The sequence below is a fragment of the Arthrobacter sp. UYNi723 genome (assembly GCF_054057635.1).
On sequence record NZ_JBSRZM010000018.1, the window covers coordinates 61,705 to 85,749 of the forward strand.

Annotated in this window: 24 protein-coding genes and 1 tRNA gene; 9 read left to right on the forward strand and 16 right to left on the reverse strand. The window is 64.9% G+C overall.

Going from position 1 to position 24,045, the window contains the following annotated elements:
- Positions 1–6: 6 nt before the first annotated feature.
- Together ACVWY0_RS14480 and ACVWY0_RS14485 are read left to right on the forward strand one after the other, a co-directional pair.
- The gene (locus ACVWY0_RS14480; protein ID WP_485837294.1) at positions 7–747 is read left to right on the forward strand and encodes a response regulator transcription factor; all 741 of its coding nucleotides are present in this window, start codon (positions 7–9) and stop codon (positions 745–747) included.
- Positions 740–1,879, forward strand: a complete 1,140-nt coding sequence (locus ACVWY0_RS14485) for a sensor histidine kinase (protein WP_485837295.1) — start codon at positions 740–742, stop codon at positions 1,877–1,879. Before ACVWY0_RS14480 ends, ACVWY0_RS14485 begins: the two co-directional genes overlap by 8 nt.
- Before the next feature lie 7 nt (positions 1,880–1,886).
- Here the strand turns inward: ACVWY0_RS14485 and ACVWY0_RS14490 are convergent, their stop codons facing one another.
- Positions 1,887–2,954, reverse strand: a complete 1,068-nt coding sequence (locus ACVWY0_RS14490; protein ID WP_485837296.1) for an NAD-dependent epimerase/dehydratase family protein — start codon at positions 2,952–2,954, stop codon at positions 1,887–1,889.
- The gene (locus tag ACVWY0_RS14495; protein ID WP_485837297.1) at positions 2,951–3,880 is read right to left on the reverse strand and encodes an MTAP family purine nucleoside phosphorylase; all 930 of its coding nucleotides are present in this window, start codon (positions 3,878–3,880) and stop codon (positions 2,951–2,953) included. The genes ACVWY0_RS14490 and ACVWY0_RS14495 overlap by 4 nt, the downstream gene beginning before the upstream one ends.
- 499 nt (positions 3,881–4,379) lie before the next feature.
- Between ACVWY0_RS14495 and ACVWY0_RS14500 the strand changes: the two genes are divergently transcribed.
- Positions 4,380–5,336 (forward strand): ferritin-like domain-containing protein, encoded by a 957-nt coding sequence (locus ACVWY0_RS14500; RefSeq protein WP_485837298.1) that lies wholly within the window; start codon positions 4,380–4,382, stop codon positions 5,334–5,336.
- 775 nt (positions 5,337–6,111) lie between these two features.
- Positions 6,112–6,495, forward strand: a complete 384-nt coding sequence (locus ACVWY0_RS14505; RefSeq protein WP_485837299.1) for a hypothetical protein — start codon at positions 6,112–6,114, stop codon at positions 6,493–6,495.
- Positions 6,496–6,627: 132 nt separating this feature from the next.
- Here the strand turns inward: ACVWY0_RS14505 and ACVWY0_RS14510 are convergent, their stop codons facing one another.
- Positions 6,628–8,244 carry a solute symporter family protein gene (locus ACVWY0_RS14510; protein ID WP_485837300.1) on the reverse strand — a complete coding sequence of 539 codons (1,617 nt, stop codon included), beginning with the start codon at positions 8,242–8,244 and terminating at the stop codon, positions 6,628–6,630.
- Entirely contained in the window at positions 8,241–8,621 is a 381-nt protein-coding gene (locus ACVWY0_RS14515) for a DUF485 domain-containing protein (protein WP_485837301.1), read from the reverse strand. The genes ACVWY0_RS14510 and ACVWY0_RS14515 overlap by 4 nt, the downstream gene beginning before the upstream one ends.
- A 172-nt stretch (positions 8,622–8,793) precedes the next feature.
- Here ACVWY0_RS14515 and ACVWY0_RS14520 point away from each other — a divergent pair, with 172 nt between their 5' ends.
- From ACVWY0_RS14520 to ACVWY0_RS14535, 4 genes are read left to right on the forward strand one after another with little or no spacing between them, the layout of a single operon-like run.
- Positions 8,794–9,984 carry a sensor histidine kinase gene (locus ACVWY0_RS14520; RefSeq protein WP_485837302.1) on the forward strand — a complete coding sequence of 397 codons (1,191 nt, stop codon included), beginning with the start codon at positions 8,794–8,796 and terminating at the stop codon, positions 9,982–9,984.
- Between the two features lie 33 nt (positions 9,985–10,017).
- The gene (locus tag ACVWY0_RS14525; protein WP_485837303.1) at positions 10,018–10,740 is read left to right on the forward strand and encodes a LytR/AlgR family response regulator transcription factor; all 723 of its coding nucleotides are present in this window, start codon (positions 10,018–10,020) and stop codon (positions 10,738–10,740) included.
- Complete coding sequence (locus ACVWY0_RS14530) at positions 10,737–11,087, forward strand: DUF485 domain-containing protein (RefSeq protein ID WP_485837304.1); 351 nt, start codon at positions 10,737–10,739, stop codon at positions 11,085–11,087. The genes ACVWY0_RS14525 and ACVWY0_RS14530 overlap by 4 nt, the downstream gene beginning before the upstream one ends.
- Positions 11,088–11,094: 7 nt before the next feature.
- Entirely contained in the window at positions 11,095–12,561 is a 1,467-nt protein-coding gene (locus ACVWY0_RS14535) for a sodium/solute symporter (RefSeq protein ID WP_485837305.1), read from the forward strand.
- Between the two features lie 24 nt (positions 12,562–12,585).
- Here the strand turns inward: ACVWY0_RS14535 and ACVWY0_RS14540 are convergent, their stop codons facing one another.
- From ACVWY0_RS14540 to rpsB, 6 genes are all read right to left on the reverse strand, one after another.
- Positions 12,586–13,170 (reverse strand): DivIVA domain-containing protein, encoded by a 585-nt coding sequence (locus ACVWY0_RS14540; RefSeq protein ID WP_485837306.1) that lies wholly within the window; start codon positions 13,168–13,170, stop codon positions 12,586–12,588.
- 92 nt (positions 13,171–13,262) lie between these two features.
- A complete protein-coding gene (locus ACVWY0_RS14545; RefSeq protein WP_252564894.1) occupies positions 13,263–14,186 on the reverse strand; it encodes a phosphatidate cytidylyltransferase in 924 nt (307 codons plus the stop codon).
- On the reverse strand, positions 14,186–14,743 hold the full coding sequence (gene frr, locus ACVWY0_RS14550) for a ribosome recycling factor (RefSeq protein WP_056348274.1): 558 nt from the start codon (positions 14,741–14,743) through the stop codon (positions 14,186–14,188). Before frr ends, ACVWY0_RS14545 begins: the two co-directional genes overlap by 1 nt.
- Before the next feature lie 125 nt (positions 14,744–14,868).
- Positions 14,869–15,606 carry a UMP kinase gene (pyrH, locus tag ACVWY0_RS14555; protein ID WP_485837307.1) on the reverse strand — a complete coding sequence of 246 codons (738 nt, stop codon included), beginning with the start codon at positions 15,604–15,606 and terminating at the stop codon, positions 14,869–14,871.
- Between the two features lie 127 nt (positions 15,607–15,733).
- Positions 15,734–16,570 carry a translation elongation factor Ts gene (gene tsf / locus ACVWY0_RS14560; RefSeq protein WP_485837308.1) on the reverse strand — a complete coding sequence of 279 codons (837 nt, stop codon included), beginning with the start codon at positions 16,568–16,570 and terminating at the stop codon, positions 15,734–15,736.
- A 129-nt stretch (positions 16,571–16,699) separates the two neighbouring features.
- Positions 16,700–17,602 carry a 30S ribosomal protein S2 gene (rpsB, locus tag ACVWY0_RS14565; protein WP_485837309.1) on the reverse strand — a complete coding sequence of 301 codons (903 nt, stop codon included), beginning with the start codon at positions 17,600–17,602 and terminating at the stop codon, positions 16,700–16,702.
- Positions 17,603–18,006: 404 nt separating this feature from the next.
- Between rpsB and ACVWY0_RS14570 the strand changes: the two genes are divergently transcribed.
- A complete protein-coding gene (locus ACVWY0_RS14570) occupies positions 18,007–18,504 on the forward strand; it encodes a M23 family metallopeptidase (RefSeq protein WP_485837310.1) in 498 nt (165 codons plus the stop codon).
- 61 nt (positions 18,505–18,565) lie between these two features.
- On the opposite strand, the gene ACVWY0_RS14575 is transcribed toward ACVWY0_RS14570, so the two are convergent.
- The 6 genes from ACVWY0_RS14575 to ACVWY0_RS14600 all read right to left on the reverse strand — a co-directional run bounded on the left by ACVWY0_RS14575 (position 18,566) and on the right by ACVWY0_RS14600 (position 23,931).
- Positions 18,566–19,756: an acyl-CoA dehydrogenase family protein gene (locus ACVWY0_RS14575; protein ID WP_485837311.1), complete on the reverse strand. Its 1,191-nt coding sequence runs from the start codon at positions 19,754–19,756 to the stop codon at positions 18,566–18,568.
- A gap of 190 nt (positions 19,757–19,946) precedes the next feature.
- A tRNA-Ile gene (locus tag ACVWY0_RS14580) sits at positions 19,947–20,020 on the reverse strand.
- Positions 20,021–20,161: 141 nt separating this feature from the next.
- Entirely contained in the window at positions 20,162–21,358 is a 1,197-nt protein-coding gene (locus tag ACVWY0_RS14585; RefSeq protein ID WP_485837312.1) for a glycosyltransferase, read from the reverse strand.
- 126 nt (positions 21,359–21,484) lie between these two features.
- Positions 21,485–22,393, reverse strand: coding sequence for a DMT family transporter (locus ACVWY0_RS14590; protein WP_485837313.1), 909 nt, complete (start codon positions 22,391–22,393; stop codon positions 21,485–21,487).
- Entirely contained in the window at positions 22,393–23,016 is a 624-nt protein-coding gene (locus ACVWY0_RS14595; protein WP_252564907.1) for a CDP-alcohol phosphatidyltransferase family protein, read from the reverse strand. The genes ACVWY0_RS14590 and ACVWY0_RS14595 overlap by 1 nt, the downstream gene beginning before the upstream one ends.
- A 60-nt stretch (positions 23,017–23,076) precedes the next feature.
- Positions 23,077–23,931: a phage holin family protein gene (locus ACVWY0_RS14600; RefSeq protein WP_485837314.1), complete on the reverse strand. Its 855-nt coding sequence runs from the start codon at positions 23,929–23,931 to the stop codon at positions 23,077–23,079.
- Positions 23,932–24,045: the final 114 nt, after the last annotated feature.

Here is a 24,045-nt window from a genome sequence, read left to right on the forward strand (position 1 = left end):
GGGAACGTGAATAGTGTCCAGCCCGACGCGGACGCCGTGGACGTTGGCAACCGGCGCATCCTGCTCGTTGAAGACGAGGCCACCATCGCCCAGGTGGTCCACGACTACCTTGTGCTGGCCGGTTTCCAGGTGGATATGGCAGGCGATGGGTTCAGCGCCCTGCACCTGGCCCGGACGCACAACCCGGACCTGATCATCCTGGACCGCATGCTGCCCGGCCTGGACGGGGTGGAGGTGTGCCGGCGGATCCGACTCACCCAGTCCATGCCCATCATCATGCTCACAGCGCTTGGCACCGAGGACGACCGCATCCTGGGCCTGGAAATGGGTGCCGACGACTACGTCACCAAGCCCTTCTCACCGCGTGAGCTGGTGCTGCGCGTGAAGTCCGTGCTTCGCCGCAGCATCAAGGAATTCACTCCGGAACCGCCCGTGGAGCTGGCCGGCTTTGCCCTCAACCCGGCCTCGCGCATGGTCAGATACCGCGATAAGAACCTCGCACTGACAGCTAGGGAATTCGATCTTCTGGCGTTCTTTCTGCGCCGCCCCAACCAGGTCTTCAGCCGCGACGTACTCATCAAGGCCGTCTGGGGCTGGGACTTTGGCGATCTCTCCACGGTGACAGTGCACGTGCGCCGGCTGCGCGAAAAAATCGAGGCCAACCCCACCACGCCCGTGCTGCTGAAAACGGTGTGGGGCGTGGGGTACAGGTTCGACGACGGCACGGAGCCGGCCAGCCATGACTAGCGGCGATCTGGTCACCATTGTCACGGTTGTGCTGTCATGGGCATTGGCCATCGGCGCTGTGACTGTGGTGCTGCAGCGACTGCTCGGCAGGACCTCCATTGTGGTGCAGATCCTGCTCGTGGTCCTGGCCACCATTGCCATCCTGGTGGCAGGGATGGTGAGCGCCTTCAACGCCATGTTCATCTCGGAGGCGGATCTTCAGGTGATGTGGTTCATCCTGGCCATCGCCTCGGTCGTTGCCACGGTGGTCGCAGTGCTCCTGGGAGTAGGGCTGGCAAGGAACACCAACCGCCTGGCCGGGGACGCGGCCAGAATCGGCCGCGGAGAGCCCGTGGCGCCGCAACGGAAAATGACCTCGGAACTGTCCGCGCTGGCCGCCGAACTTGCTGCCACCAGCCACAAACTCGAAGAATCCAGACACCGGGAGCTGGCGGTGGAGGCCGCACGGCGCGAACTGGTGGCCTGGGTCTCCCACGACCTGCGCACTCCGCTGGCCAGCATGCGCGCCATGGCCGAGGCGCTGGAGGATGGTGTTGCCGAGGACGTGTCCGACTACCACCAAAGAATCATCAGCCAGGCCGACCAGATGGCCGTGCTGGTCAATGACCTGCTCGAGCTTTCCAAGATCCAGGCCGGAACCCTGGTGCTGGACCACCAGCAATTGGACCTGTACGACGTCGTCAGTGACGTCATCGCCGACCTCGCCCCCGTCGCCGCCAGCCGGGCCATTGCCATCAACGGCGACGCCGTCGCCCCCACGTTGGTGGCTGCCGATGGTGCGTCGTTGTCCCGGGCCATCCGAAACGTGGTCCTCAACGGCATTCTGTACAGCGCCCACGGCAGTACCGTTTACGTTGCCGTGGCCTCCACGGCCGGCGAAGCGGTGGTGGAGGTGCGCGACGGATGCGGCGGGATCCCGGCGGAGGACCTGCCCCGGATGCTCACCGCGGGCTGGCGGAGGGACACCGGACGCACCAAATCGCGCTATAGCGGTGCAGGGGTTGGCCTGAGCCTGGTGCACGGCATAGTCCAGGCCCACCGTGGCACCCTGGAGGTTGCCAACATTGACGGTGGGTGCCGGTTTCTGTTGCGGATACCGGCCTGGCAGGAGGGCCGGGGACCAGCCGTCTAGGCCGCGTTTATGCACGGTCCCCGCGCAGCGGGGCCGTGACGAACTCGCGCATGCCGTCCTCAAACGCATGCCGCGGAGCCCAGCCAAGTTCTGACTTGGCCCGTGCCGAACTGGCGGTGATATGCCGGACGTCGCCCAGCCGGAAGTCCCCTGTGATCACAGGAACCGGTCCGCCGCCAACAGCGCTCAGGGCCCCCGCCATCTGACCAATGGTGTGGACCTCCGAGGCTCCCACGTTGTATGCCCTCATAGTCCCCGGCGCCATGACCCCGCCCGCCGCCAACGCCTCAACAGCGCACAGGTTTGCCTCCGCCACGTCCGCCACATGGATGAAGCTGCGGCGCTGGCCGCCGTCCTCGAACACCCGCGGCGCCTCCCCGCGGGCCAACGCCGAGCGGAACAGGCTGGCCACGCCCGCGTAAGGGGTGTCCCTGGGCATCCGGGGGCCATAGACGTTGTGGTACCGCAGGGCCGCGCCAGTGCCTCCGGTTGAACGGGCCCACGCCGACGCCAGGTTTTCCTGGGCCAGTTTGGAGGCCGCATAGACGTTCCGCGGGTCAAGCACCGCGTCTTCGGTGACCAGTACCGGCAGCAGAAGCTCGCCGCTGACCGGGTCCCGGGGGTCAAAGATTCCGTGGTTCAGATCCTCCACCCGGCGCGGGCCGGGCCGCACCAGCCGGCCGGATGAGTCCGTGTAGGCGCCCTCGCCGTAGACCACCATGGAGGAGGCGAGCACCAGCTTGTCCGTGCGGGCCGAGGCCATGCCGGCCAGGAGCACGGCCGTGGCCAGGTCATTGTTGCGGATATAGTCCGGCGCATCGGAAAAGTCGACGCCGAGGCCCACCTTGGCGCTCTGGTGGACAACGACGTCGATCCCCTCCAAAGCCGCAGCGACGGTGGATGCATCGCCAACGTCGCCCACCAGCAAGGACGCGCCGGGATTTGCTGCCGGCCGGTCCGGATGCACCGCCGGATCCAGCGAATCCAAGATCCGGACCTCCCAGCCGCGGGCCAGGGCGGCATCGACGATGTGGCCGCCAATGAAACCGGCTCCGCCCGTGACCAGAATCCTCACGGCGCGTCCCGTGGCGGGCCGGAGAAGACCTGACCGGGAGCGCCCACCACAGTAGCCACGGCGTCGGCGGGCATGAGTGCCATCGGCGGGAATCCGCCGTCGTGCGCCGGCTCCATCCCGGCCAGCGCCGCGGACACCTTCAGCACTGTGGCGGACAGCACGGCCAGGATACGCGGCTGCGCTGCCGCCAAGCGGCCGAGCACCAGCTCGGCGGTCACGGGCTCGGAACCATCGTGGCCGGTGTCGGCGTCCGTGATGAACGCCAGCGCGGCGAAGTGCATGTTCAGCTCCGCCGCCAGCACGGGCTCGGGGTATTGGGTCATGCTGACTAGATGCGCACCGGCCTGGACCAGGGCCGCGGACTCGGCCTTGGTGGAAAAGCGTGGCCCGTTGATGACGGCCACGGTGGCGGCCCGGGCAAAGTCTTCGCCCTGCAGCTCCAGGGCGGCGATGAGTACCGCACGCAGCGGGGCGCTGTAGGGCTCGGCGGCGGGCAAGTGCTGCACTCCGCTACCCAGCGAGCCGTCGTAGAAGGTATCCGCCCGGCCCCAGGTCCTGTCCAGAAACTGGTCCGGTACGGCAAAGGTCCCGGTTCCGTGGCCGGGAACGAGTCCGCCCACGGCCGCGCAGGAGATGACAGCTTCCACGCCCATGCTCTTGAGGGCCCAGAGGTTGGCTCGGTGGTTGATCTGCTGTGGGGCAATGCTGTGCCCACGGCCGTGCCGGCTCAGGAACGCGACGATCGGACCGTCCGAGCCGCCTGTGCCGTCCGGTGCGGCCAGCCGGGCAATGGTGACGGGGCTGGAGGGCGGGCCGAACGGTGTCGCGGCGTCCAGCGTCTCCAGCACGGCGGCGCCGGGCAGCCGGTACAGGCCGGTGCCGCCAATAATGCCGATGCGGGCGAAGGGTTCCGAGGGGTAGGCCATGACCCCATCATGCCAACCGGCGGAGCCGCCGTCGCGGGTGGAATCCTTACGTATTTCGAACGCGGGCGCTGGGATGGACTTATCCCGGCGTCCATCAAGCCTGTGAGGATCTTGACTCCAGCGTGGGATCAGCGATTGGCCGCTAACGTGACGGGGTTGAAGGGAATACCAACTGTGCATCGAGAAAGTACCCCTTCGCGGGCGTATTTTCCCTTGTCAGAGCACCTTTTCGCCTCCGAAACACACCCGTCAGCACCGAACCTGTGAACCCCTAGTGAGCCGGACACAACTCTCAGGAAGCCAGCCGATCGAGACGACAGTCAACCCGCACCTTCCAGGGAACTGGGTCATTCTACTTTCGTATCGCTTCCGGGACCGGTATCTTAATCCCTATCATGGCCCGTTTGGCCGTGGCGACGAGGGCCGTCGCAGCGCTGGGGTGCGCTAAAGGAATTAATCCTGCCCCCGCCATCTCATTTGAATGGCAGGAGAACGTCCAATGTTTGAACAACGCTTCATTGTTGACGCCATTTCCCGGAGTTCTGAAAACGCGGTGGACCGTCGCCGCTTTTTCCGTGCGGCCGGGCTCAGCGGAATCACGGCCGGTGCCGCGATTGTCGCCGCTGGCATGGCCACGGCATCGTCCGCTGCGGCGGATGCCGGGGCGCCCAGTGATTCGGCGATCCTGAACTTTGCCCTGAACCTCGAATACCTCGAGGCCGAGTTCTATCTTCGGGCCGTCACCGGCATGGGATTGGCGGATAACATGACCACCGGAACAGGGACGCGGGGCCCCGTCGTCGGCGGCAGGGCAGTGTCCTTTCAGACGCCCCTGATCAAAAAGTACGCCGAAGAGATCGCCGCTGATGAAAAATCCCATGTGGCATTCCTGCGCAGTGCCCTGGGAAGCGCTGCCGTGTCCCGGCCGCGGATCAATCTTAACGACAGCTTCACCGCAGCGGCCCGCGCCGCCGGACTGGTCGGGGCACACGAGAAATTCGATGTCTACGCCAACGAGGTCAACTTCCTTTTCGGCGCCTATATCTTCGAAGACGTCGGCGTCACAGCGTACAAAGGCGCGGCACCGCTGATCAGGAATAAGACCTATCTGGAAGCCGCTGCAGGGCTCCTGGTCGTGGAGGCCTACCACGCCGGCATCATCCGCACGACCCTCTACGCCCTGGGAGTCCAGACGCCTTCCATCTACACCACAGCGCAGAAGATTTCGGACGCCCGTGACAGCCTCGACGGCACGACCGACCTGGATCAGGGCATAGGCACCGCCGCCGTGGCCAACCTCGTTCCCACCGACGCCAACGGACTGGCCTTCAGCCGCACCGCTGCCCAGGTGCTGAACATCGCGTACCTGACTCCCGAGGAGGTCACTTCTGGAGGGTTCTTCCCGGCAGGCGTTAACGGCACCATCAACACCAGCGGCGGCGACGACAAGGACTGACGGCATTCAGGCAACGCGTCCGCGGGACCGCTGCCGCCTGACTGCCCTGGATCAGGCGCCTCGTGGGACGACCCCTGAAGCCGATCCGGGAATTCTCGCTTTCGAGTGGATGCACCACCGCTGGCGGGCCATTTGAGAAAGGGCCTCCGGTGACGTGGTGGGGCGCACATCGTCCCGCCCACGGCACCGGAGGTGCTGCTCCTGAACGGACACGCCCACGAGCCCCTCCGGGCCGCCCAGATCCACGCCCAACAGCGCCATGTGTGGCCGAATAATCCGCGCATCACCCCCGGCGCGGACGCCCGCGCATCATGGTCGGGCCCGTACCGGTGCCGTGGCGGATCAGCCCCGCGGGCGCAGCCTGCCCTTGCACCCCGGACAGGCCAACCGCCCGCCGGCCATATCGGACCGGACAGAAACAGCCACATACTTGACCGTGAGCATCAGCGCAGCCTTATGTGTCAGAGCGGCCCGGCGTGGACCTTCGAAACTCTTCACGCCACCGTCCGCCCTATCCGGCCGCCGGCCGCCCGCCGCCCGCCGCCCTTAAGTATGGATGAACCTGCAAAGGCCGGCACTCCCCGCACCGACCAGCAATGAACTCTACGGCCTGTACACCAGCCGTGCCTGAACGTGGCTGATTCTGCGGAGCCCGCCACCCCGCGCCCTGCATCGAAGGTGCCCGAGCAATTCAATGTGTTGCGCACGTCACATTATGCGCCTACTCCTGGTGGGGCCGCAGCGTCGCGGCCCACCAAATGAAGGGCAGCCGACCGTGACAGAAAAACTCAGCATTCTTGTTCGCGTTGACCTCGATGAGGCCCGTGCACAGGTTTCGGCCAGAGGACATGTCACGACCAAAAGCATCCACGCCCTCTATTCCGTCCTCAAGCGGGCCAATTCCCTCCGCGAAGGCCTGCAGCTGGAGATTGACGTGGCAAGCGCATCCGTTGACCCCGACGCACTCGACCAGCTGAAGGCATGCTCACGGGCCCATCACCTGCCACTGCACATCGACCCACTGCAACCCGACTGCCGGTTCAGCATCATGGTTCCACATGGGGGACCCGCCCTCATTGCATCGGCAGGCCCATGGTCAGCACGGCAGTCCGGCCGTGCCGGCTGGCCACCATCAGCACTGACGCCACCGCCAGCCTGAACGCCACAGAGCACCCAGCTTAAACGTCGCCCCCAGCTCGAACGTCAGAGAGCCCCCATGGCTTAAGGCACAGGGGCTCTCTGACTGTCAGTTTGCACCGGACTGTCGGCTTGTTCCTTAGTCAGTCATCAATCAGTGGTCCACGGCTTTCTCCGCACCCACACCGGTCAGGGAGCGTACTTCCATTTCGGCCTGCTTGGCCGAGTCCTCGCGCTTCTTGTCCAGCACCGTACCCAGCCAGCCGAGCAGGAACGCCAGCGGGATGGACACAATGCCGGGGTTGCTCAAGGGGAAGAAGGCGAAGTTGGCCCCCGGGATCATGGAGGTCTTCAGGCCGGAAACCACCGGCGAGAAGGCAATCAGGACAATGGCCGAGCCCAGGCCGCCGTACATGCTCCAGACCGCACCCTGGGTGGTGAACCGGCGCCAGAACAGCGAGTAGATGATGGTCGGGAGGTTAGCCGACGCCGCGACCGCGAAGGCGAGCGCCACGAGGAAGGCCACATTCTGGCCGTTGGCGAAGATACCGCCCAGGATGGCCATCACCCCGATGACCACCACGGTGCGCCGCGCCACCTTGACCTCGGTGTCGGCGTCGGCTTTGCCCTTGGAGATGACGCTGGCGTAGATGTCGTGGGCAAAGGAGGCTGCGGCGGTGATGGTCAACCCGGCCACCACAGCCAGGATGGTGGCGAAGGCTACGGCGGAGATGAAGCCCAGCAGCAGCGGCCCGCCCAGGTGGAAGGCCAGCAGGGGTGCGGCGGAGTTGACGCCGCCGGGGGCTGACTTGATGGTTTCGGCGCCAACCAGTGCAGCGGCTCCGTAACCCAGCACCAGGGTGAACAGGTAGAAGAGGCCAATCAGCCAGATGGACCACACCACGGACTTCCGGGCTTCCTTGGCCGTGGGCACCGTGTAGAAGCGCATCAGGACGTGGGGCAGGGCAGCCGTTCCCAGGACCAGGGCGAGGCCCAGGGACATGAAGTCCAGCTTGGATGTCTCGGTCTTGCCGTACTGCAGGCCGGGGTTCAACACTGCCGGGTTGCCGGCGGTATCAACCGCCGCACCAAGAAGGCTGGAGAGGTTGAAGCCGTAGATGGCCAGGACCCAGAAGGTCATCACTGCCGCGCCGGCAATCAGCAGGATCGCCTTGATGATCTGGACCCAGGTGGTGCCTTTCATCCCGCCGATCAGGACGTACATGATCATCAGGGCGCCGACGACGATGATCACCAGTGCCTGTCCGCCCCAGTCGCTGATGCCCAGCAGCAGCGAAATGAGGCTGCCGGCTCCGGCCATCTGCGCGAGCAGGTAGAAGAAGCAGACGGCGAGGGTGGAGATGGCCGCCGCGATGCGGACCGGCCGCTGCTTGAGGCGGAAGGAGAGAACATCGGCCATGGTGAACTTTCCGGTGTTCCGGAGGAGTTCGGCCACGAGCAGGAGCGCCACGAGCCAGGCCACCAGGAATCCGATGGAGTACATAAACCCGTCATACCCGTTGATGGCGATTGCGCCGGTGATGCCCAGGAACGATGCGGCGGACAGGTAATCCCCGGCAATGGCCGTTCCGTTCTGGGAACCGGTGAACGAGCGGCCGGCCGCGTAGTAGTCTGCAGCGGTTTTGTTGTTCCGGCTGGCCCGCAGCACAATCACCATGGTGACGGCGACAAACAGGCCGAAGATGCCCATGTTGAGCAGCGTGGTTTCCTTCAGGTCGGCAACGTCTACGGCCGTGGCAATCCCGATCATTTGGTCACTCCGCTCACGATGTTGCCGTCCTTATCAAACTCATGGCCTTCGATTTCGTTGCGGATCTCCGCCGCGATGGGGTCCAGCTTCCGGTTGGAGTAGCTGACGTACCAGCCGGTGATGGCGAACGTGGAGATGAACTGCAGCAGGCCCAGGATCAGGCCGACGTTGATGTTGCCCCACACTTTGGTGGACATAAACTCGACGGCGTAGTCAGCCAGCAGGACATACGCGAAGTACCACAGCAGGAATGCCACGGCCATGGGGAACACAAAGCTGCGGTGACGTTTGCGCAGTTCCTGGAACCGCTCTGTCGACTGGACCTGTTCGAAGTCCACGGACGCCGCTGCGTCCGGAGTGTGGGCATCGTTACCCATCGTTCCTCCTCATTGAGACTTGCCTGGTTCACACCGGCTGAACAGCCTTCTGCCAATGTGACTGCAATCACTATGCATCGTGATGAGCGCTACATTCCAGACTCTACGCCGGTATGGTCGCTCAGCGGTCACGATGCTGCGGCAAACGGCGCCCGCCGCTACGCTGGGCACCATGCCGGACTCCCCTCTCCTGACCGCCGCCGCCGTTGCCGTCATCGCGCTGGCGATTGCCGTCGTCGTCGGCGTGGGACTCAAGGTGCTGCGGTCCTTCCGCGAACTGGGCACCGATGCCGAGCGCGCCACGTACAACACCCTCCACGCTGCATCGAGTGCCGGGCAGCATCTGCGTACGGGCCTCAATCCGGCGGGCGCCGCCAAGGCGAGCCGGCAGCTCAGGAACCTGCTGGGCTGTGATGCGCTGGCCATCACCGATACGGCCGGCGTGCTGGCCTGGGACGGTGCCGCCGAGGAACTGAAGCCCCTGTTGATGGACCTGGCTGCCGACGTCCTGCTCGGCGGCCGGACCGCTGTACTACAAGCGCGGGACCTGGGGACGGGCCATGCCTCCGGAAGCTTCGCCGCCGTCATCGCGCCGGTCCGTGCGGGCTCACGGGTGGTGGGCGTCGTGGCGGCGTTTGCCCCGGCGGCGGGCGCAGGCCTGGTCCGTGCCACCAGCGAAGTGGCGGACTGGGTGGCCGTCCAGGTGGAGCTGGCTGAGCTGGACGCATCCCGGACGCTGCTGATGGAAGCCGAAGTGCGGGCGCTGCGTGCCCAGATCAGTCCGCATTTCATCTACAACTCGCTGAACGCGATCGCGTCGTTCATCAACACGGATCCGGAGCGGGCGCGCGAGCTGGTGGTGGAGTTCGCTGATTTTACGAGGTACTCGTTCCGGCGCCACGGTGACTTCACCACGTTGGCGGAGGAACTGCGCTGCATTGACCGGTACCTGCTGCTGGAGCGTGCCCGTTTCGGTGACCGCGTCCAGGTCAGCCTGCGGATCGCGCCGGAAGTCCTGAGCACCGTCATCCCGTTCCTGAGCCTGCAGCCGCTGGTGGAGAACGCCGTCAGGCACGGCCTGGAGGCCAAGGAAGGGGCGGGCCACATCACTATCACGGCCAATGATTCGGGCGCCTATGCGGAAGTGACCATAGAGGACGACGGCGTGGGGATGGACCCTGCCGAGCTCCAGAGGATGCTGGCAGGGCACCACGACGGCGACCACGTGGGGCTGCGCAACGTGGACGCCCGGCTCCGGCAGGTTTACGGGGACCAGCACGGCCTGGTGATCGAGACGGCCCCGGGCGAGGGAACGCTGATCACCATGCGCGTGCCCAAATCCCAGCCCGGCCACGACGCCTGAAGCCCAGCTTTCCAAGGCGGCTAATGTAGGACCATGATTAATGTCCTCGTCGCCGACGACGAGTTACCCGCCGTGGAGGAGCTGGCCTATCTCCTGGGCAAGGATGACCGGATCGGGGTCATCCACCGGGCCATTTCGGGCACAGAAGCGTTGCGGGCCCTGAACACCGAAACGATTGACGCCGTCTTCCTGGATATTCACATGCCCGCCGTGTCCGGCCTTGATGTTGCCCGCGCCATCGCGCGCAGCAGCAAACCGCCGGTGGTGGTGTTTGTCACCGCGGACGAGGACTGCGCCCTGGAGGCGTTCGAGCTTGCCGCCGTGGACTACCTCCTTAAGCCCGTCCGGGCCGAGCGGCTGTCCCGGACGGTGGGACGGATCAGCGAGCTGCTGCGCGACGGCAGCGGCCTTGCCCCCGAGATGATCACCGTTGACCAGGGCGGCACCACCAGGATGATCAGGCGCGACGACGTCACGTACGTCCAGGCGCAGGGCGACTACGCCCGGCTGCACACCGCGGATGCCAGCTATCTCATCCGGGTTCCGCTGGCAGACCTGGAGCAGCAGTGGGCCGAGGCCGGGTTCATCCGGACGCACCGGTCCTACCTCGTGGCGCTGAAGCATGTGCAGTCCATGAAGCTGGCGGCGGACAAGCCCAGCGTCTCGGTGGCCGGTGCCGGCCTGCCCATCAGCCGCCGCCACCTTCCCACGGTCAGGGAAAAACTGGAAGCCACCCGCATCCGGCCGCAGGCATGACCCGGGTCCGTGTCACCGCTCCGCGCTCGGCACCCCGGCCGGCCCGGGAGTCGCGCGAGGCGGCGGAGGAATCCGAGGTGGGGCAGGTCTTCGTCCGCTCCCTGATCCGTTCCCAGCTGCGACTCGCCCTGGTGGTGGCCATCGGCTTTATGCTAATCCTGTGCGCGTTCCCGTTGCTGCTGGCAGCCATCCCGGGCCTCGCCGAGACCCGGATCGCGGGGATCCCGTTCGACTGGATCCTGCTCGGTGCAGGCATTTATCCCGTCATCGGCCTCAGCGCCTGGCTGTATATCCGGACCGCCGCACGGAACGAGGCCCGCTACCGGGACCTGGCCGGGGACGAGTGACCACCTCATGAATCCCGCAGTGGGTGTGATCGCTCTCGTGTTGGTTTCGCTGGCAACGGCCGCTATCGGGTTTTACGGCCTGCGGATTTCCCGGACCACCGGCGATTTCTACGTGGCTTCCCGGACCGTCAAGCCATGGTGGAACGCCTCGGCCATCGGCGGGGAGTACCTCTCGGCGGCGAGTTTCCTGGGCGTGGCCGGGCTGATCCTGCTGTCCGGTACCGACGCGCTGTGGTTTCCCGTGGGCTACACCGCCGGCTACCTGATGCTGCTGCTGTTTGTGGCCGCACCACTGCGCCGCTCCGGCGCCTACACCATCCCGGACTTCACCGAGGCCAGGCTGGACTCACGCGCAGTCCGCCGCGTGACCAGCGTGGTGGTGGTTGTGGTGGGCTGGCTGTACATTGTGCCTCAGCTCCACGGCGCGGCCTTGACCATCCGGATCACCACCGGGCTGCCGGCCTGGGTAGGCTCCGTGGCCGTGGTGGTTGTGGTGTGCCTGACCGTTGTGGCCGGCGGCATGCGCTCGATTACCTTTGTGCAGGCCTTCCAGTTCTGGCTGAAGCTCACCGCCCTTGCCGTGCCCGTCCTGTTCATCGTGTTCACGCTCGTCGGTGACGGGAGTGCCGCCGTGGCCCCCGCCGTCGTGAATCCCACCGGGCTGGCCCCCGCCGGGCCGTACCAGAACATCTCGCTGCTGGTGGCGCTGCTGTTCGGCACGCTGGGGCTCCCCCATGTCCTGGTCCGCTTCTACACGAATCCGGACGGACACTCGGCACGGCGGACCACGCTGATCGTGCTCGGGCTGCTCTCCGTTTTTTACCTGTTTCCCACCGCCTACGGGCTGGTGGGGCGGATGTTCGCGCCCGAACTTGCCCGGTCAGGGCAGGCGGACGCGGTGGTTCTCCTGCTGCCGGGGCAGCTGATCGGTGGAACCGCGGGCGACCTGCTCTCAGCGTTGGTGGTGGCCGGGGCCTTCGCCGCGTTCCTGTCCACCACCTCGGGCCTGGTGGTCTCGCTGGCTGGCGTGATCAGCCAGGACGTCCTGGGCGGCAGCGTGCGGGGATTCCGGCTCGCCGCCGTCGTCTCCGCTGTGGTTCCGCTGGGATTTGCCGTGATGACTGATTCCCTGGCTCTGGCCGGCAGTGTGGGCCTGGTGTTCGCGTTTACCGCCTCCACTGTGTGCCCGGTGCTCCTGCTGGGCATCTGGTGGCGGGGACTCACCGATGCCGGCGCCATTGCCGGAATGGTGACCGGCGGCGTCCTCTGCGGCGGCGCCATGGTGTGGGGAACGGTCCTGGGCGCTGCCGGCACGCCCTTCTGGCTGGCCCAGCCGGCGGCGTGGACGGTTGCCACCGCCTTCGCCGTGACGGTGTTGGTCTCCCGGGGGACAAAACACCGGATTCCGCGGACCATGAGCCGCGTCATGACTCGGCTGCACACTCCCGAACGGCCGTTGGTGACCGAACGCTGAGTCCCGTGACCAGCTAACGGGCAGTCAGTCGATGGCCGCCATGAGTTCAACCACGCGGTCCAGGAAGGCATCAACCTGGGTCTCTTCGTAACCGTCCTTGCCCACGGCGGGACGGAAGACCACCCGGCGGACATTGTCCACGCTGAGCGGCTTGTCCTCTTCGAGGTAGCCGATCAGGTCGTAGCAAAGATTGTCCACATCCAGGATGTTGTAACTGCGGGCCTTCTTTTTTGACGGGCGCCGGAAGCGCTCACCCTCAGGCCGGTGGAGGCGGCCCCGGAGGATCCCGGAGAGGCTGCCGATCTCCCGCAGCCAGGCATCCTCGCCCTTGGCGGCGATCAGTTCGTCCCGTTCGCGGCGGGCGAAGGCGTCTTCGAGCCGGTCCAGCGCTGCGTCGACGACGGCGGCAGCGTAACCTCCCTTGACCGGGTCAAAGGACACGCTCCGGACATCGGCGCTCGTGACGGCGTGGATGGCGGCCTTCGGCGTCTCTAGTGCCACCCTGGCCCGCTGGAGGAACTGGTCCACCTGTTTGGCGTTGTACCCGAATTCGTTGCCCCGCACGCGCTCAAACGACGCGGGGATTTTCCGTTGAAAGTCCAATGCCACTGTTGTTCCTTTGTTGCTTCAGCTGGGTCAGGTTACGCACCAGTCTATTGGCGCTGCCGGCGGTCCGGCGAAGATAGTCCGAGAGGGTCGCGTCAGACGCCCGCAACCAGTGCGAACAGCACAAAGGCCACGGGACAGGCAAAGACGATGGAGTCCAGGCGGTCCATGACGCCCCCATGTCCGGGCAGGATGCTGCTCATGTCCTTGATCCCGAGTTCACGCTTGACCATCGACTCGGCCAGGTCTCCTGCGGTGGATGCTGCAACGACGCCCACGGCGAGGATCACACCCACCCACCAGGGTTTGTCCAGCAGGAAAATGCTGGCAAGGATGCCGATCAGCATGGCCCCGGCAATGGAGCCGGCGAAGCCTTCCCATGATTTCTTGGGGCTGATCTTCGGGGCCATGGGGTGTTTGCCCAGCGATGCGCCCACGAGGTAGCCGAACGTGTCGTTCGAGACCACCAGCAACAGCATCACGGCCACCTGCCAGGCACCGGGCGGCACGGTTCCGCCAGGCCAGAGACCCACCGGGGTGGCGACGCCGACGGCGTGCAGCGGCAACGTGGCGAAACTGATGAAGAACGGGACCCAGCCCAGCGTGAACACGCCGGCAAAGATGCTGTTCGCTGATCCGGCGGGGCTCTCCACTGAACGCCAGAGGAGGACTGCCACGCAGCTCAGGAGCATGGCGAAAAGCAGGCTCTCAAGACCGCCGAGATAGGCGGCGAACGGCATGGCGACTGTACCCACCATGACCGGGACGATGGGCATCCTGGTCCCGTTCGCCTCCAGGGCACGGAAGATCTCCCAGACTCCGAAGACCGCGAACCCGGTGGTGACGGCCACGAATCCGAGCGGGAGGAAAACCAGCCCGCCCAGCACGCCGATCAGCATGGCCAGGCCCACCACAATGGCTGCCGGAAGATTCCGGCCGGCCTTGGGCGTCGGATTGCTCCGCAACTGTTTCCCCCTGGTGCGCGCCCTTTGTGTGGGGGCCTGCTCTGCCTGGCTCATCAGACTTCGAGCAGCTCTGCTTCCTTGCGCTTGAGCAGCTCGTCGATGCCGTCCACGTGCGATTTGGTCAGGCCATCCAGTTCCTTTTCGGCGCGGCTGCCTTCGTCCTCGCCGGCTTCGCCGTCCTTGACGAGCTTGTCCAGCGTTTCCTTGGCCTTTCGCCGGATGTTGCGGATGGAGATCTTCGCGTCCTCGCCCTTGGTCTTGACGATCTTGACGTATTCCTTGCGGCGTTCCTGTGTCAGGTCCGGGATGGTGATCCTGATGACGTTGCCGTCGTTGGAGGGGTTGGCGCCCACCTCGGAATCACTCAGGGCCCGCTCGATGTCGCGCAGTGCGGTCTTATCGAACGGCGTGATGAGGATGGTGCGCGCGTCCGGAATGGCGAAGGAGGCAAGCTGCTGCAGCGGGGTGGGCGAACCGTAGTAGTCCACCAGGACCTTGTTGTAAAGGCCCGGGTTTGCCCGTCCTGTGCGGATCGAGGCGAAGTCTTCCTTGGCTACCTCTACCGCCTTGTCCATCTTCTCTTCGGCTTCGAGCAAGGTTTCTTCGATCACGGTCTCTCCTCAGAAATCAGTGCAGTCCGGGTACCGGTTCCCTGCACAATCTTGGTTCAGTGTTCCTGGTTCCATTGTTGCCCGGTTGCGGGCATGGAACCGTGCTCAGATCATCCTAGCTGCAGCTACGGGGTCACCAGGGTACCGAGCTTTTCGCCCAGGATGGCGCGGGTGACGTTCCCTTCGCCTTCCATCCCGAAAACCACCATGGACAGGTTGTTGTCCTTGCACATGGTCATTGCGGTTTGGTCCATGACCCTGATGTCGCGGCGCAGGGCGTCGTCGTAGCTCAGCGTGTCCAGCTTCTCGGCAGTGGGGTCCTTCTTGGGATCCGCGGTGTAGACGGCGTCCACGCCGCTCTTGGCCATCAGGACGACGTCCGCGTGGACCTCCAGGGCGCGCTGGGCTGCCACCGTGTCCGTGGAGAAGTACGGCAGGCCGGCTCCGGCGCCGAAAATGACCACGCGGCCCTTTTCCATGTGGCGGATGGCCCGGCGGGGAATGTACGCCTCGGCGACCTGCCCCATGGTGATGGCGCTCTGGACGCGGGTTTCAACGCCGGCCTGCTCCAGGAAGTCCTGCAGCGCCAGGCAGTTCATGACGGTGCCGAGCATGCCCATGTAGTCGGCGCGCGAGCGGTCCATGCCGCTCTGGGACAGTTCCGCGCCGCGGAAGAAGTTGCCGCCGCCGACGACGATGGCAACTTCCACTTCGGGGACCGCTGCGGCGATCTGCTTGGCGACGCCGCGCACGGTGTCGGGATCAACGCCCAGCTTGCCGCCGCCGAAGACCTCGCCCGACAACTTCAGGAGGACGCGGCGCCTGCTTTTCTCTGGCTGGTTTGAAGAATTGACGGCTTCCATGGGTGCCTTCCCGTTGGTGAACTCTGAAAAAGGTTATCGTGCCGGGTGGCCAAAGGTCTCATCTGACGTTTAGCCGTTGCATGCAAAAGGGGCGGCCACCGAAGTGGCCACCCCTTTGCGGATTCGACTAGGAGCCGACGCGGAAACGTGCGAAGGACGTGCCCTTGACGCCGGCCTCTTCGAGGACCTGCGCCACAGACTTCTTGGCGTCCTTGGCGAAAGCCTGGTCAACCAGGACCTCGCCCTTGTAGAAGCCCGTAACGCGGCCTTCCACAATCTTGGACATTGCAGCCTCGGGCTTGCCTTCAGCCTTGGCGGTCTCTTCGGCAATGCGACGCTCGGACTCGACCAGGTCGGACGGAACGTCTTCGCGGGTCAGGTAGTTCGGGGACATCGCTGCGATGTGCACTGCAACGTCGTGTGCGGCGGTGGCAGCGGCGTCGCCTTCACCGTCAACAGCGAACAGGACGCCGACCTGGGCCGGGAGATCCTTGGACGTCTTGTGCAGGTAAGCGTCAACAGTGCCGCCCTCAATGCGGGACAGCTTGCGGACAACTACCTTTTCGCCAAGGATTGCGCCCTCTTCGACGACAACCTCGGACAGCGGCTTGCCGTCAACTTCGATGGCCAGGAGGGTGTCGAGGTCGGCAGCGCCGGACTCCACAGCCACGGCCAGGACCTTGTCGGCCAGCTGGATGAACTTGTCAGCCTTGGCGACGAAGTCGGTCTCGCAGTTGACCTCGATCATCACGCCGACGCCGTTGCTGACCTTTGCGGCCACCAGGCCTTCAGCGGTGGAGCGGCCTTCGCGCTTGGTAGCGCCCTTGAGGCCCTTGATGCGGATGATCTCGATGGCCTTTTCGGCGTCACCGTTGGCTTCGTCAAGAGCCTTCTTGACATCCATCATGCCGGCGCCGGTGCGCTCGCGCAGAGCCTTGATATCAGCGGCAGTGTAGTTCGCCATGTGAACCCCTCTGTCTAGAAAATGTATGTGGTGTACGGACCGACAGGACAGCGGCTCACCGGGTGAGCCGCCATCCTGTCAGGTGCTCCGGCGCTGAAGGCAGCGCCGGAGAATCCGGATTTACTAGTGTTACTTGTCAGCGTCGGCGGCGGGAGCCTCGGCAGCAGCCGGAGCTTCCTCGGCAACCGGAGCAGCTTCTTCGGCTGCCGGAGCGGCAGCTTCTTCAGCAGCCGGAGCAGCCTCAGCGGCGGGAACTTCTTCAGTCTTGCTGCCTTCGAGGAGTTCGCGCTCCCACTCAGCCAGCGGCTCTTCCGGAGCTTCCGTGGTGCCCGTGGCGCGGTTGTGGCGGGCGATGAGGCCCTCAGCAACGGCGTCGGCGACAACGCGGGTCAGCAGGTTCACGGAGCGGATGGCGTCGTCGTTGCCCGGGATCGGGAAGTCGACTTCGTCAGGATCGCAGTTGGTGTCCAAGATGGCCACAACCGGGATGTTCAGCTTCTTGGCTTCGTCAACGGCCAGGTGTTCCTTCTTGGTGTCCACGATCCAGAGCACGGAAGGTGCCTTGGTCAGGTTGCGGATACCGCCGAGGTTGGTTTCCAGCTTGGTGAGTTCACGGCGAAGGAGCAGCAGTTCCTTCTTGGTGTACGCGGAACCGGCGACGTCGTCGAAGTCGATCTCTTCCAGTTCCTTCATGCGCTGGATGCGCTTGGAAACGGTCTGGAAGTTGGTCAGCATACCGCCGAGCCAGCGCTGGTTCACGTAAGGCTGTCCAACACGGGTAGCCTGCTCAGCGATGGATTCCTGGGCCTGCTTCTTGGTGCCGACGAAGAGTACGGTGCCGCCGTGTGCAACGGTGGCCTTTACGAACTCGTAAGCACGGTCGATGTAGGACAGCGACTGCTGAAGGTCAATGATGTAGATGCCGTTGCGCTCCGTGAAGATGAATCGCTTCATCTTCGGGTTCCAACGGCGGGTCTGGTGTCCAAAGTGGACGCCGCTGTCAAGCAGCTGGCGCATAGTTACGACGGGCATGCCGGCGCTCCTTCCGGCAGGTCATTCATGAGAGAGCCTTTTCAGGCTCTCTTACCCTGCCAATAGTTGACGGTTATTTAGCGTGGCCCAAGGCGGGCCGTGCTCCTGGCATCCATTGCGACTCTCATCAGGACCGCGAGGCCCTGACCGCAAGAGACACAATCCTCCTCATACAAAGCCGGGGCTTCAGATTTGGAGGGCTGGATACGCGTAGTCAGTTGCTGCTCCCCCGCATTCCTGAATGAGGCGTGCCGACGCAAGCGTTGAGGGCACAGCAAACTGCTCCATCAAGTGTACAACAGGAGCCAATAGCCGAAGGACAACCCGAGGGCCTTCGACGGGCGTTTTCCACATGGCCAAAGTGCGCACTCCCGCTGAGGGATCCGGCACGCAAAGCTGGGTTTATGAAAGCAATAGTTGCCCTCGCGGCAGTGCTCTTACTGCCGGCCGCGGCGGCTCCAGCGGATACAGCGGCGCGCGCTTCCTGGGAGTGGCCGCTCTCCCCCAGGCCCGCGGTGCTACGCGCCTTTGACCCGCCGGACAAGCCGTGGATGAGCGGGCACCGCGGCGTGGACCTTGAGGCAACGCACGACGGCGTCCCGGTCACCTCGCCGGAGTCCGGCACCGTCAGTTTCGTGGGAGTAGTGGTGGACCGCCCCGTGATTACCATCGATCACGGGGGCGGTCTCCGCAGCAGTTTTGAGCCAGTCGAAAGCCCGCTCACGGCCGGGGCCGCGGTGGCGAAGGGCGAGATCATCGGAACGCTGCAACCCGGGCACTGCGGCGCTCTTGCCTGCGTCCATTGGGGCGTGAGGCAGGGGGACGCCTACGTCAATCCGCTGGAATTCGTAACCGACCTCCGCCCGTCCATCCTGCTGCCCCTGGGGCTGGACACTGGCTGACCGCCGAGCGCTGACGGCTGACGGCTGACGGCTGACGGCTGACGGCTGACGGCTGACGGCTCTAGACGATCGCCGAGATCCCGGTGATGGCGCGGCCGGTCACGAGGGTGTTGATCTCGTGGGTTCCCTCATACGAGTAGATGGCTTCAGCGTCGGCAAAGATCTTGGCCATCTCGAAGTCGGTCACGATGCCGTTGCCGCCCAGGAGGCTACGGCCGATCGCCACGCTCTCGCGCATCCGGGCGGTGGTAAATGCCTTGGCGAGGGCGGACTGTTCATCCTTGGCCTGGCCGGCATCCTCCAGCTGGGAAAGCCGGACCATCATGCCCATGGAGCTGACGGCGTTCCCGAGGATCTGCACCAGCTGGCTTTGGACGAGCTGGAATGATGCCAGCGGGCGGCCGAACTGGTGGCGTTCCACAGCGTAGCGGCGGGCCACGTCGAAGGCGGCCAGCTGCTGGCCGACTGCCTGCCAGCCGACGGACAGCCGCGTGACTTTCAGGACCTTGTTGGTGTCGCGGAAGCTGTTGGCGCCCGCCAGCTTGAAGAAGTCCGGAACCACCACGTTCTCCAGGACGATGTCTGCGTTCTGGACGGTCCGGAGGGAGATCTTGTTTTCAATCTTGGTGGCGCTGAAGCCGGGCAGCGCCGTATCCACGAGGAAACCCTTGACCTGGTTGTCGGCGAGGTCGCGGGCGTAGATGACCACCCAATCCGAGAATGTAGCGTTGCCGATCCAGCGCTTGGCGCCATTGAGGATCCAGGTGTCGCCGTCGCGCTGTGCCGTGGTGCGCGTGCCGCCGGCTACGTCGGAACCTCCCAGGGGCTCCGTAAGACCGAACGCGCCGATCTTCTTCAGCGAATAGATATCCGGGAGCCAGGCGTCCTGCTGTTCCTGGGAGGCCAGGGCTTCGATGGAGCCGGTAAACAGTCCGTCGTGCACGCCCATGAAGGTAGCGATGGAGGTATCGGCGCGCGTTGCCTCGGCGTGGACCAGGCCGGCGAACAGGTTGGAGTAGCCCTGACGCCGCACGGGGCTCACCAGGTCGATTTCGGCCAGCTTGGGAATGAGTTCCATGGGGAACTCGCCGCGGTTCCAGCAGTCCACGGCAATGGGCCGGACTTCGCGGGCCAGGAAGCCCCGGATCTCGGCGAGCCGGTCCTGCTCCTTGCCGGTGAGAAGCTGCTCGAAGGCGAAGAAGTCGCCATCAGCGTACGGAAGGTTGTTGATGTCAACAGGGGCTTTGGACATTGGTTCCCTCGCAAAGATCAGCAGCGCGGACAGGCCAGCCATGGCAGGACAGGCCGGGACTCAGCGGCAGCGGTAAGTTACTGGTCAGTAACATACCGCAGATTGCTGGAAAACAAAAGAAACCGCGGCCGACGATCTTTCGTCAGCCGCGGTTCCACGGTGGTTTGATTCCTGCGGTGTCGTGCTTGGGTAGGGCTACTCGGACTTGAACCGAGGACCTTAGGATTATGAGTCCCGCGCTCTAACCAGCTGAGCTATAGCCCCCTGCCCTTGCTGGCGTGGTCCGCGGAGGACTTCGGCTTCAGCAGGGCAAAAACACTCTAGCAAACAGTGGCGGGCCTCAAGACCACGCAGTCAGGATGCCAAGGCCCGCCCAGGCTGGGGCGGGCCACTGCAAGACCGCTGTCAGACCGCCTTGTCGTCGTAGCTCGCACCGCGGTAGAGGTCCTCGAAGGTCTGCAGCGTCCCCTCGATGCTGTGCGGCTCCACCATCCGCCGGCTGGCCTGACCCATTGCCGCCCGTTCCTCGGCCGGCAGCTGGAGGATCCGCGTGATCTTGGCTGCGAGGTCGTCGCTGTCGTTGGGTGTGAACAGGTAGCCGTTCTCGCCGTCGCGCACCAGGTGCGGCAGTGCCATGGCATCCGCCAACAGGACGGGCGTGGAGGCAGACATGGCCTCAAGGGTCACCAGTGACTGAAGCTCCGCGGTCCCCGGCATGCAGAACAGGTCCGCCTTGATGTAGGCCTCCCGGAGGTCCTCATCGCTGGCCAGTCCCAGGAATTTCACCCGCTCCCCCAGTCCGAGCCGTTCCGCCTGCGCTTCAAGAGCGGCGTGGACTTCGCCGCCGCCCACAATTTCCAGGTGGACGTTGAGCTCCGCGGGGGTCTTGGACACGGCATTGATGAGCACGTCCACGTGCTTTTCCTCGGCCAGGCGCCCCACAAACACCACTGTTGGATGGGCGTGCGGTTCGATCACTTCGCCGGGCTGCAGCTCATAGGCTGCGGAGTCAATGCCGTTGGAGAGTGGGAGCACCTTGCGCAGGAAAGCGTGCTGGTGCATGGCCTTGGCCGCCAATGGTGTGGGCGTGGTGACGACGTCAGCCTGCCCCATGACCTTGCCCATGTCCTTCCAGGAGATCTTGCCGATGATGTCCTTGAACCACTGCGGGAACGGCAGGAACGGGTTCAGGTTCTCCGGCATGAAGTGGTTGGTCGCCACGATCCTGATGCCCCGCTTCGCCGCTTCGTAGAGGACGTGCTCGCCGATCATGTAGTGGCTCTGGATGTGCACCACATCGGGCTTGATCCGATCGAAAAGGAGGCCGATCTCCTTCTTGATTTCCCAGGGGAAGCAGATGCGGAAGTACTCGTGCGTGAAGACCCCGTGGGAGCGGAGCCGATGCACGGTGGCCTCGGAGCGGAACTCGGTGAAGCTCGCGCCGTCGTCCGCACGGCAAGCCAGCACATGCACGTTGTGGCCGCGTCCGCTCATACCGTTGGCCAGACGGTAGCTGAACTGCGCGGCCCCGTTGATGTGGGGCGGGTACGTATCCGCGGCAATCAGGATGGTCAGGGGAGGCTGGTCAGAGGGCGTTGTCACGTGAAGAGCTCCTGAAGGTCACGGCACGGGCAGCTGTCGCTGGCCGCACCGGTTGGCCGCCGGCACGGTAGCACGGGGCCTTTTGGAATCGGCTGGTAATGAAAGTGCACGAGTTGGGTGAACAAGCTAGTGGGACGCCCTGCCCGCCGCCTTCCGCGCATCTTTCCTGCGCTTGGTGACCTCGGGATGGTGCCTGGAAAGGGCGATCACCCCCACGATAGCAAGCGAAGCAGCCGTAGCCATGGCAATCGCCATCACGGCGTGGACGTCCGGGCGCAGCTCGCCCAGGATCACGATGCCGATGGCGATGCCCACGATCGGGTCGATGACTGTCAGCCCGGCGATGACAAGGTCCGGCGGACCGCCCGAGTAGGCGCTCTGCACAAACCAGGAACCCAGGCCGCCGGCCGCCGCGATGGCCACCACCGAATACCACTGGACATTGAGCAGCGCCAGCCCGTTGGGGTCCAGCAGGTGCTTGCCGATGATGCGCGTCAGTACCGCGACAAAGCCGAACAGAACGCCGGCGCCGAGGATGTAGACAAACGCGCTCATCCGGTGCCGGAACATGACCGCCAGGGTGCCGAACACGCCGACCGCCAGTGCCAGCAGCAGCACAATGGTGAGCTCGTCCTCCGGGCTCACATGGTGGTTCTCCTGCGTCACGTTGACGGCGAGCAGGACAAAGAGTGCGGAGCCGGTCACGCAGGCCGCGATGGACACCATGGTGGCCCGGTTGATGGTGATGTCCTGGTCGCGGGCGTTCACCACGGTGGTAATGACCAGCGCAATGGCGCCGATCGGCTGCACCACCGTCAGCGGCGCGGAGACCAGGGCCACCGCGTTCATTCCCATCCCGACGCACAGCAGGAGAAGTCCCAGCACCCACCGCGGATTGCGGAGTAGGCGGAGGAAGCCGTTTGAACTCAGCGCCAGCCCGCCGGTGTCGGCTTTGACGGCGCTCCCCTGCTTCTGCGCACCCAGGGCAAGGCAGAATGCCCCAAGCACCGCCAGCAGGACCGCCACCCACACCATCAGGCGGTGCCGCCGTCGTGATGGGACTGCTGACGGCCCTTCCGCAGAATGGCCCAGAAATAGTTGTACGCGGCAATCCAGTGGCCGGTGAGCCCAAGTCCCAGCACGATCCAGGCTGCAATGTACAGCGGCCCGGCAAACGGGGTGTCCAATCGCGACAGGACCAGCAGGGGTGTGCCCAGGAGCAGGAGTCCGGTGCGGACTTTGCCCACACGGCTCACTGGCAGGTCCGGATGGCCCCGGAAGTAGGAGAGCGTCAGCACCAGGAGCACGGCGTCAGGCACCAGGAGTGCGGCCAGGTACAGCCAATGGACGACGCCGGCAATCACCAGGGTGACCGCCACCGCAATCAGGGCAAGCCGGTCAGCCAGCGGATCCATGACGCGGCCGAGCTTGGACGCCTGGTCGAAACGGCGGGCCACGTAGCCATCAATCCAGTCGGTTCCCGCCATGACCACCAGGACCACAACGGCGGTCCCATATTCCTTCTGGGCCAGGACCAGCCAGACAAAAAGTGGTACGCCCATAAAGCGCAGCACTGTCAGGGCGTTGGGGATGGTGAAGACGCGGTCGTGGTCAATCTGGGGGCGGCCGGGCCGCGCACCAGCGCCGATGAACCTCAATCCGCCCCCCTTCCTTAGAGCCCAGTGTGACTTCAGAGCCCAGTGTGACGTGTTGTGTTGTTAGGGGTTCCGCAGCAGCCTGCGCAGGAGCACCACAAAGATCGTTGCGGAGGCTGCAAGTGCGGCAAGTGGCTTCCAGCGGAGTCCGGCGCCGTCCGGGGATCCGGAGAAGGCAGCGAACTTTTGACTGGCCTTGGCAGCGCCATGTTCAACGGCGGCATTGCCCTCCCCTAGTTTTTCCTTGGCAGCGCCCAGCAGGAACATGGCCTGCGGCTTGATGTCGAGCTCGGTATCCAGTTCGTCGCGGACCTGGGCCAGGTGGCGCCGGCGCTGTTCGAGGCGGCGGTGCAGCTCGGGCTCCGACGCCTGCGGGAACTCTTTTTTGTGCGCCTCGGCCTTGGCTTCCTTCTCGGCCTTGGCCTTCGCGGCAGCTTCGTCCTTGGCAGCCTTGGCGGCCTTGGCCTCCGGGCTGGCCGGATCGAGCAGCGCGGCGTTGAAGTCCGAGCCTTCCTTGACGATGCCGAGATCGTGTTTGATCCCGCGGATGGTCTCTGCAGGCAGGAGGGGCATGGCCTTCTTGAACTTGCGGAGGCCGATCAGGGCACCGATGAGGGCAATGACCAGGAACACGGCGCAAACGAGCAGCGCGGCGAGCCACGCCGGCATGATAGTGGCCAAGCCCATAATGGCGGCCACAATCAGGCCAACCACCAGGAACGCCACAAAAACAAGCGCGACGGCGAAGAAGGCGGCGGCGACGCCTACCTGGATGCCCTTGCGCTTGAGCTCGATCTTGGCGAAGGCGATTTCGTCGTTAAGTTGGCGAGGGGCCAGACGGAAAAGTAGTTTCAGCGTCCTGGGCAGCGCGGTGATCCGCAGTCCCTGGCTGGTGCGCCCGGTGTGACGTCCGCTCATCGGTTCCCGCCTAACTTGTTGCATAGTCTGCTGCCTGGTCGATTCGGCTTCCGTGTCCTGCGGGAGCCCGCGGCAGCACGGTCCCGCCCCCAAAACTATCATTCAGGTTCAGGG

Coding starts and splice junctions, on each gene's coding strand:
- ACVWY0_RS14485 (WP_485837295.1), top strand. CDS start 740: ATGACTAGCGGCGATCTGGTCACCATTGTCACGGTTGTGCTGTCATGG.
- ACVWY0_RS14495 (WP_485837297.1), bottom strand. CDS start 3,880: ATGGCCTACCCCTCGGAACCCTTCGCCCGCATCGGCATTATTGGCGGC.
- ACVWY0_RS14500 (WP_485837298.1), top strand. CDS start 4,380: ATGTTTGAACAACGCTTCATTGTTGACGCCATTTCCCGGAGTTCTGAA.
- ACVWY0_RS14510 (WP_485837300.1), bottom strand. CDS start 8,244: ATGATCGGGATTGCCACGGCCGTAGACGTTGCCGACCTGAAGGAAACC.
- ACVWY0_RS14515 (WP_485837301.1), bottom strand. CDS start 8,621: ATGGGTAACGATGCCCACACTCCGGACGCAGCGGCGTCCGTGGACTTC.
- ACVWY0_RS14520 (WP_485837302.1), top strand. CDS start 8,794: ATGCCGGACTCCCCTCTCCTGACCGCCGCCGCCGTTGCCGTCATCGCG.
- ACVWY0_RS14525 (WP_485837303.1), top strand. CDS start 10,018: ATGATTAATGTCCTCGTCGCCGACGACGAGTTACCCGCCGTGGAGGAG.
- ACVWY0_RS14530 (WP_485837304.1), top strand. CDS start 10,737: ATGACCCGGGTCCGTGTCACCGCTCCGCGCTCGGCACCCCGGCCGGCC.
- ACVWY0_RS14535 (WP_485837305.1), top strand. CDS start 11,095: ATGAATCCCGCAGTGGGTGTGATCGCTCTCGTGTTGGTTTCGCTGGCA.
- ACVWY0_RS14545 (WP_252564894.1), bottom strand. CDS start 14,186: ATGAGCCAGGCAGAGCAGGCCCCCACACAAAGGGCGCGCACCAGGGGG.
- pyrH (WP_485837307.1), bottom strand. CDS start 15,606: ATGGAAGCCGTCAATTCTTCAAACCAGCCAGAGAAAAGCAGGCGCCGC.
- tsf (WP_485837308.1), bottom strand. CDS start 16,570: ATGGCGAACTACACTGCCGCTGATATCAAGGCTCTGCGCGAGCGCACC.
- rpsB (WP_485837309.1), bottom strand. CDS start 17,602: ATGCCCGTCGTAACTATGCGCCAGCTGCTTGACAGCGGCGTCCACTTT.
- ACVWY0_RS14570 (WP_485837310.1), top strand. CDS start 18,007: ATGAAAGCAATAGTTGCCCTCGCGGCAGTGCTCTTACTGCCGGCCGCG.
- ACVWY0_RS14575 (WP_485837311.1), bottom strand. CDS start 19,756: ATGTCCAAAGCCCCTGTTGACATCAACAACCTTCCGTACGCTGATGGC.
- ACVWY0_RS14590 (WP_485837313.1), bottom strand. CDS start 22,393: ATGGTGTGGGTGGCGGTCCTGCTGGCGGTGCTTGGGGCATTCTGCCTT.
- ACVWY0_RS14600 (WP_485837314.1), bottom strand. CDS start 23,931: ATGAGCGGACGTCACACCGGGCGCACCAGCCAGGGACTGCGGATCACC.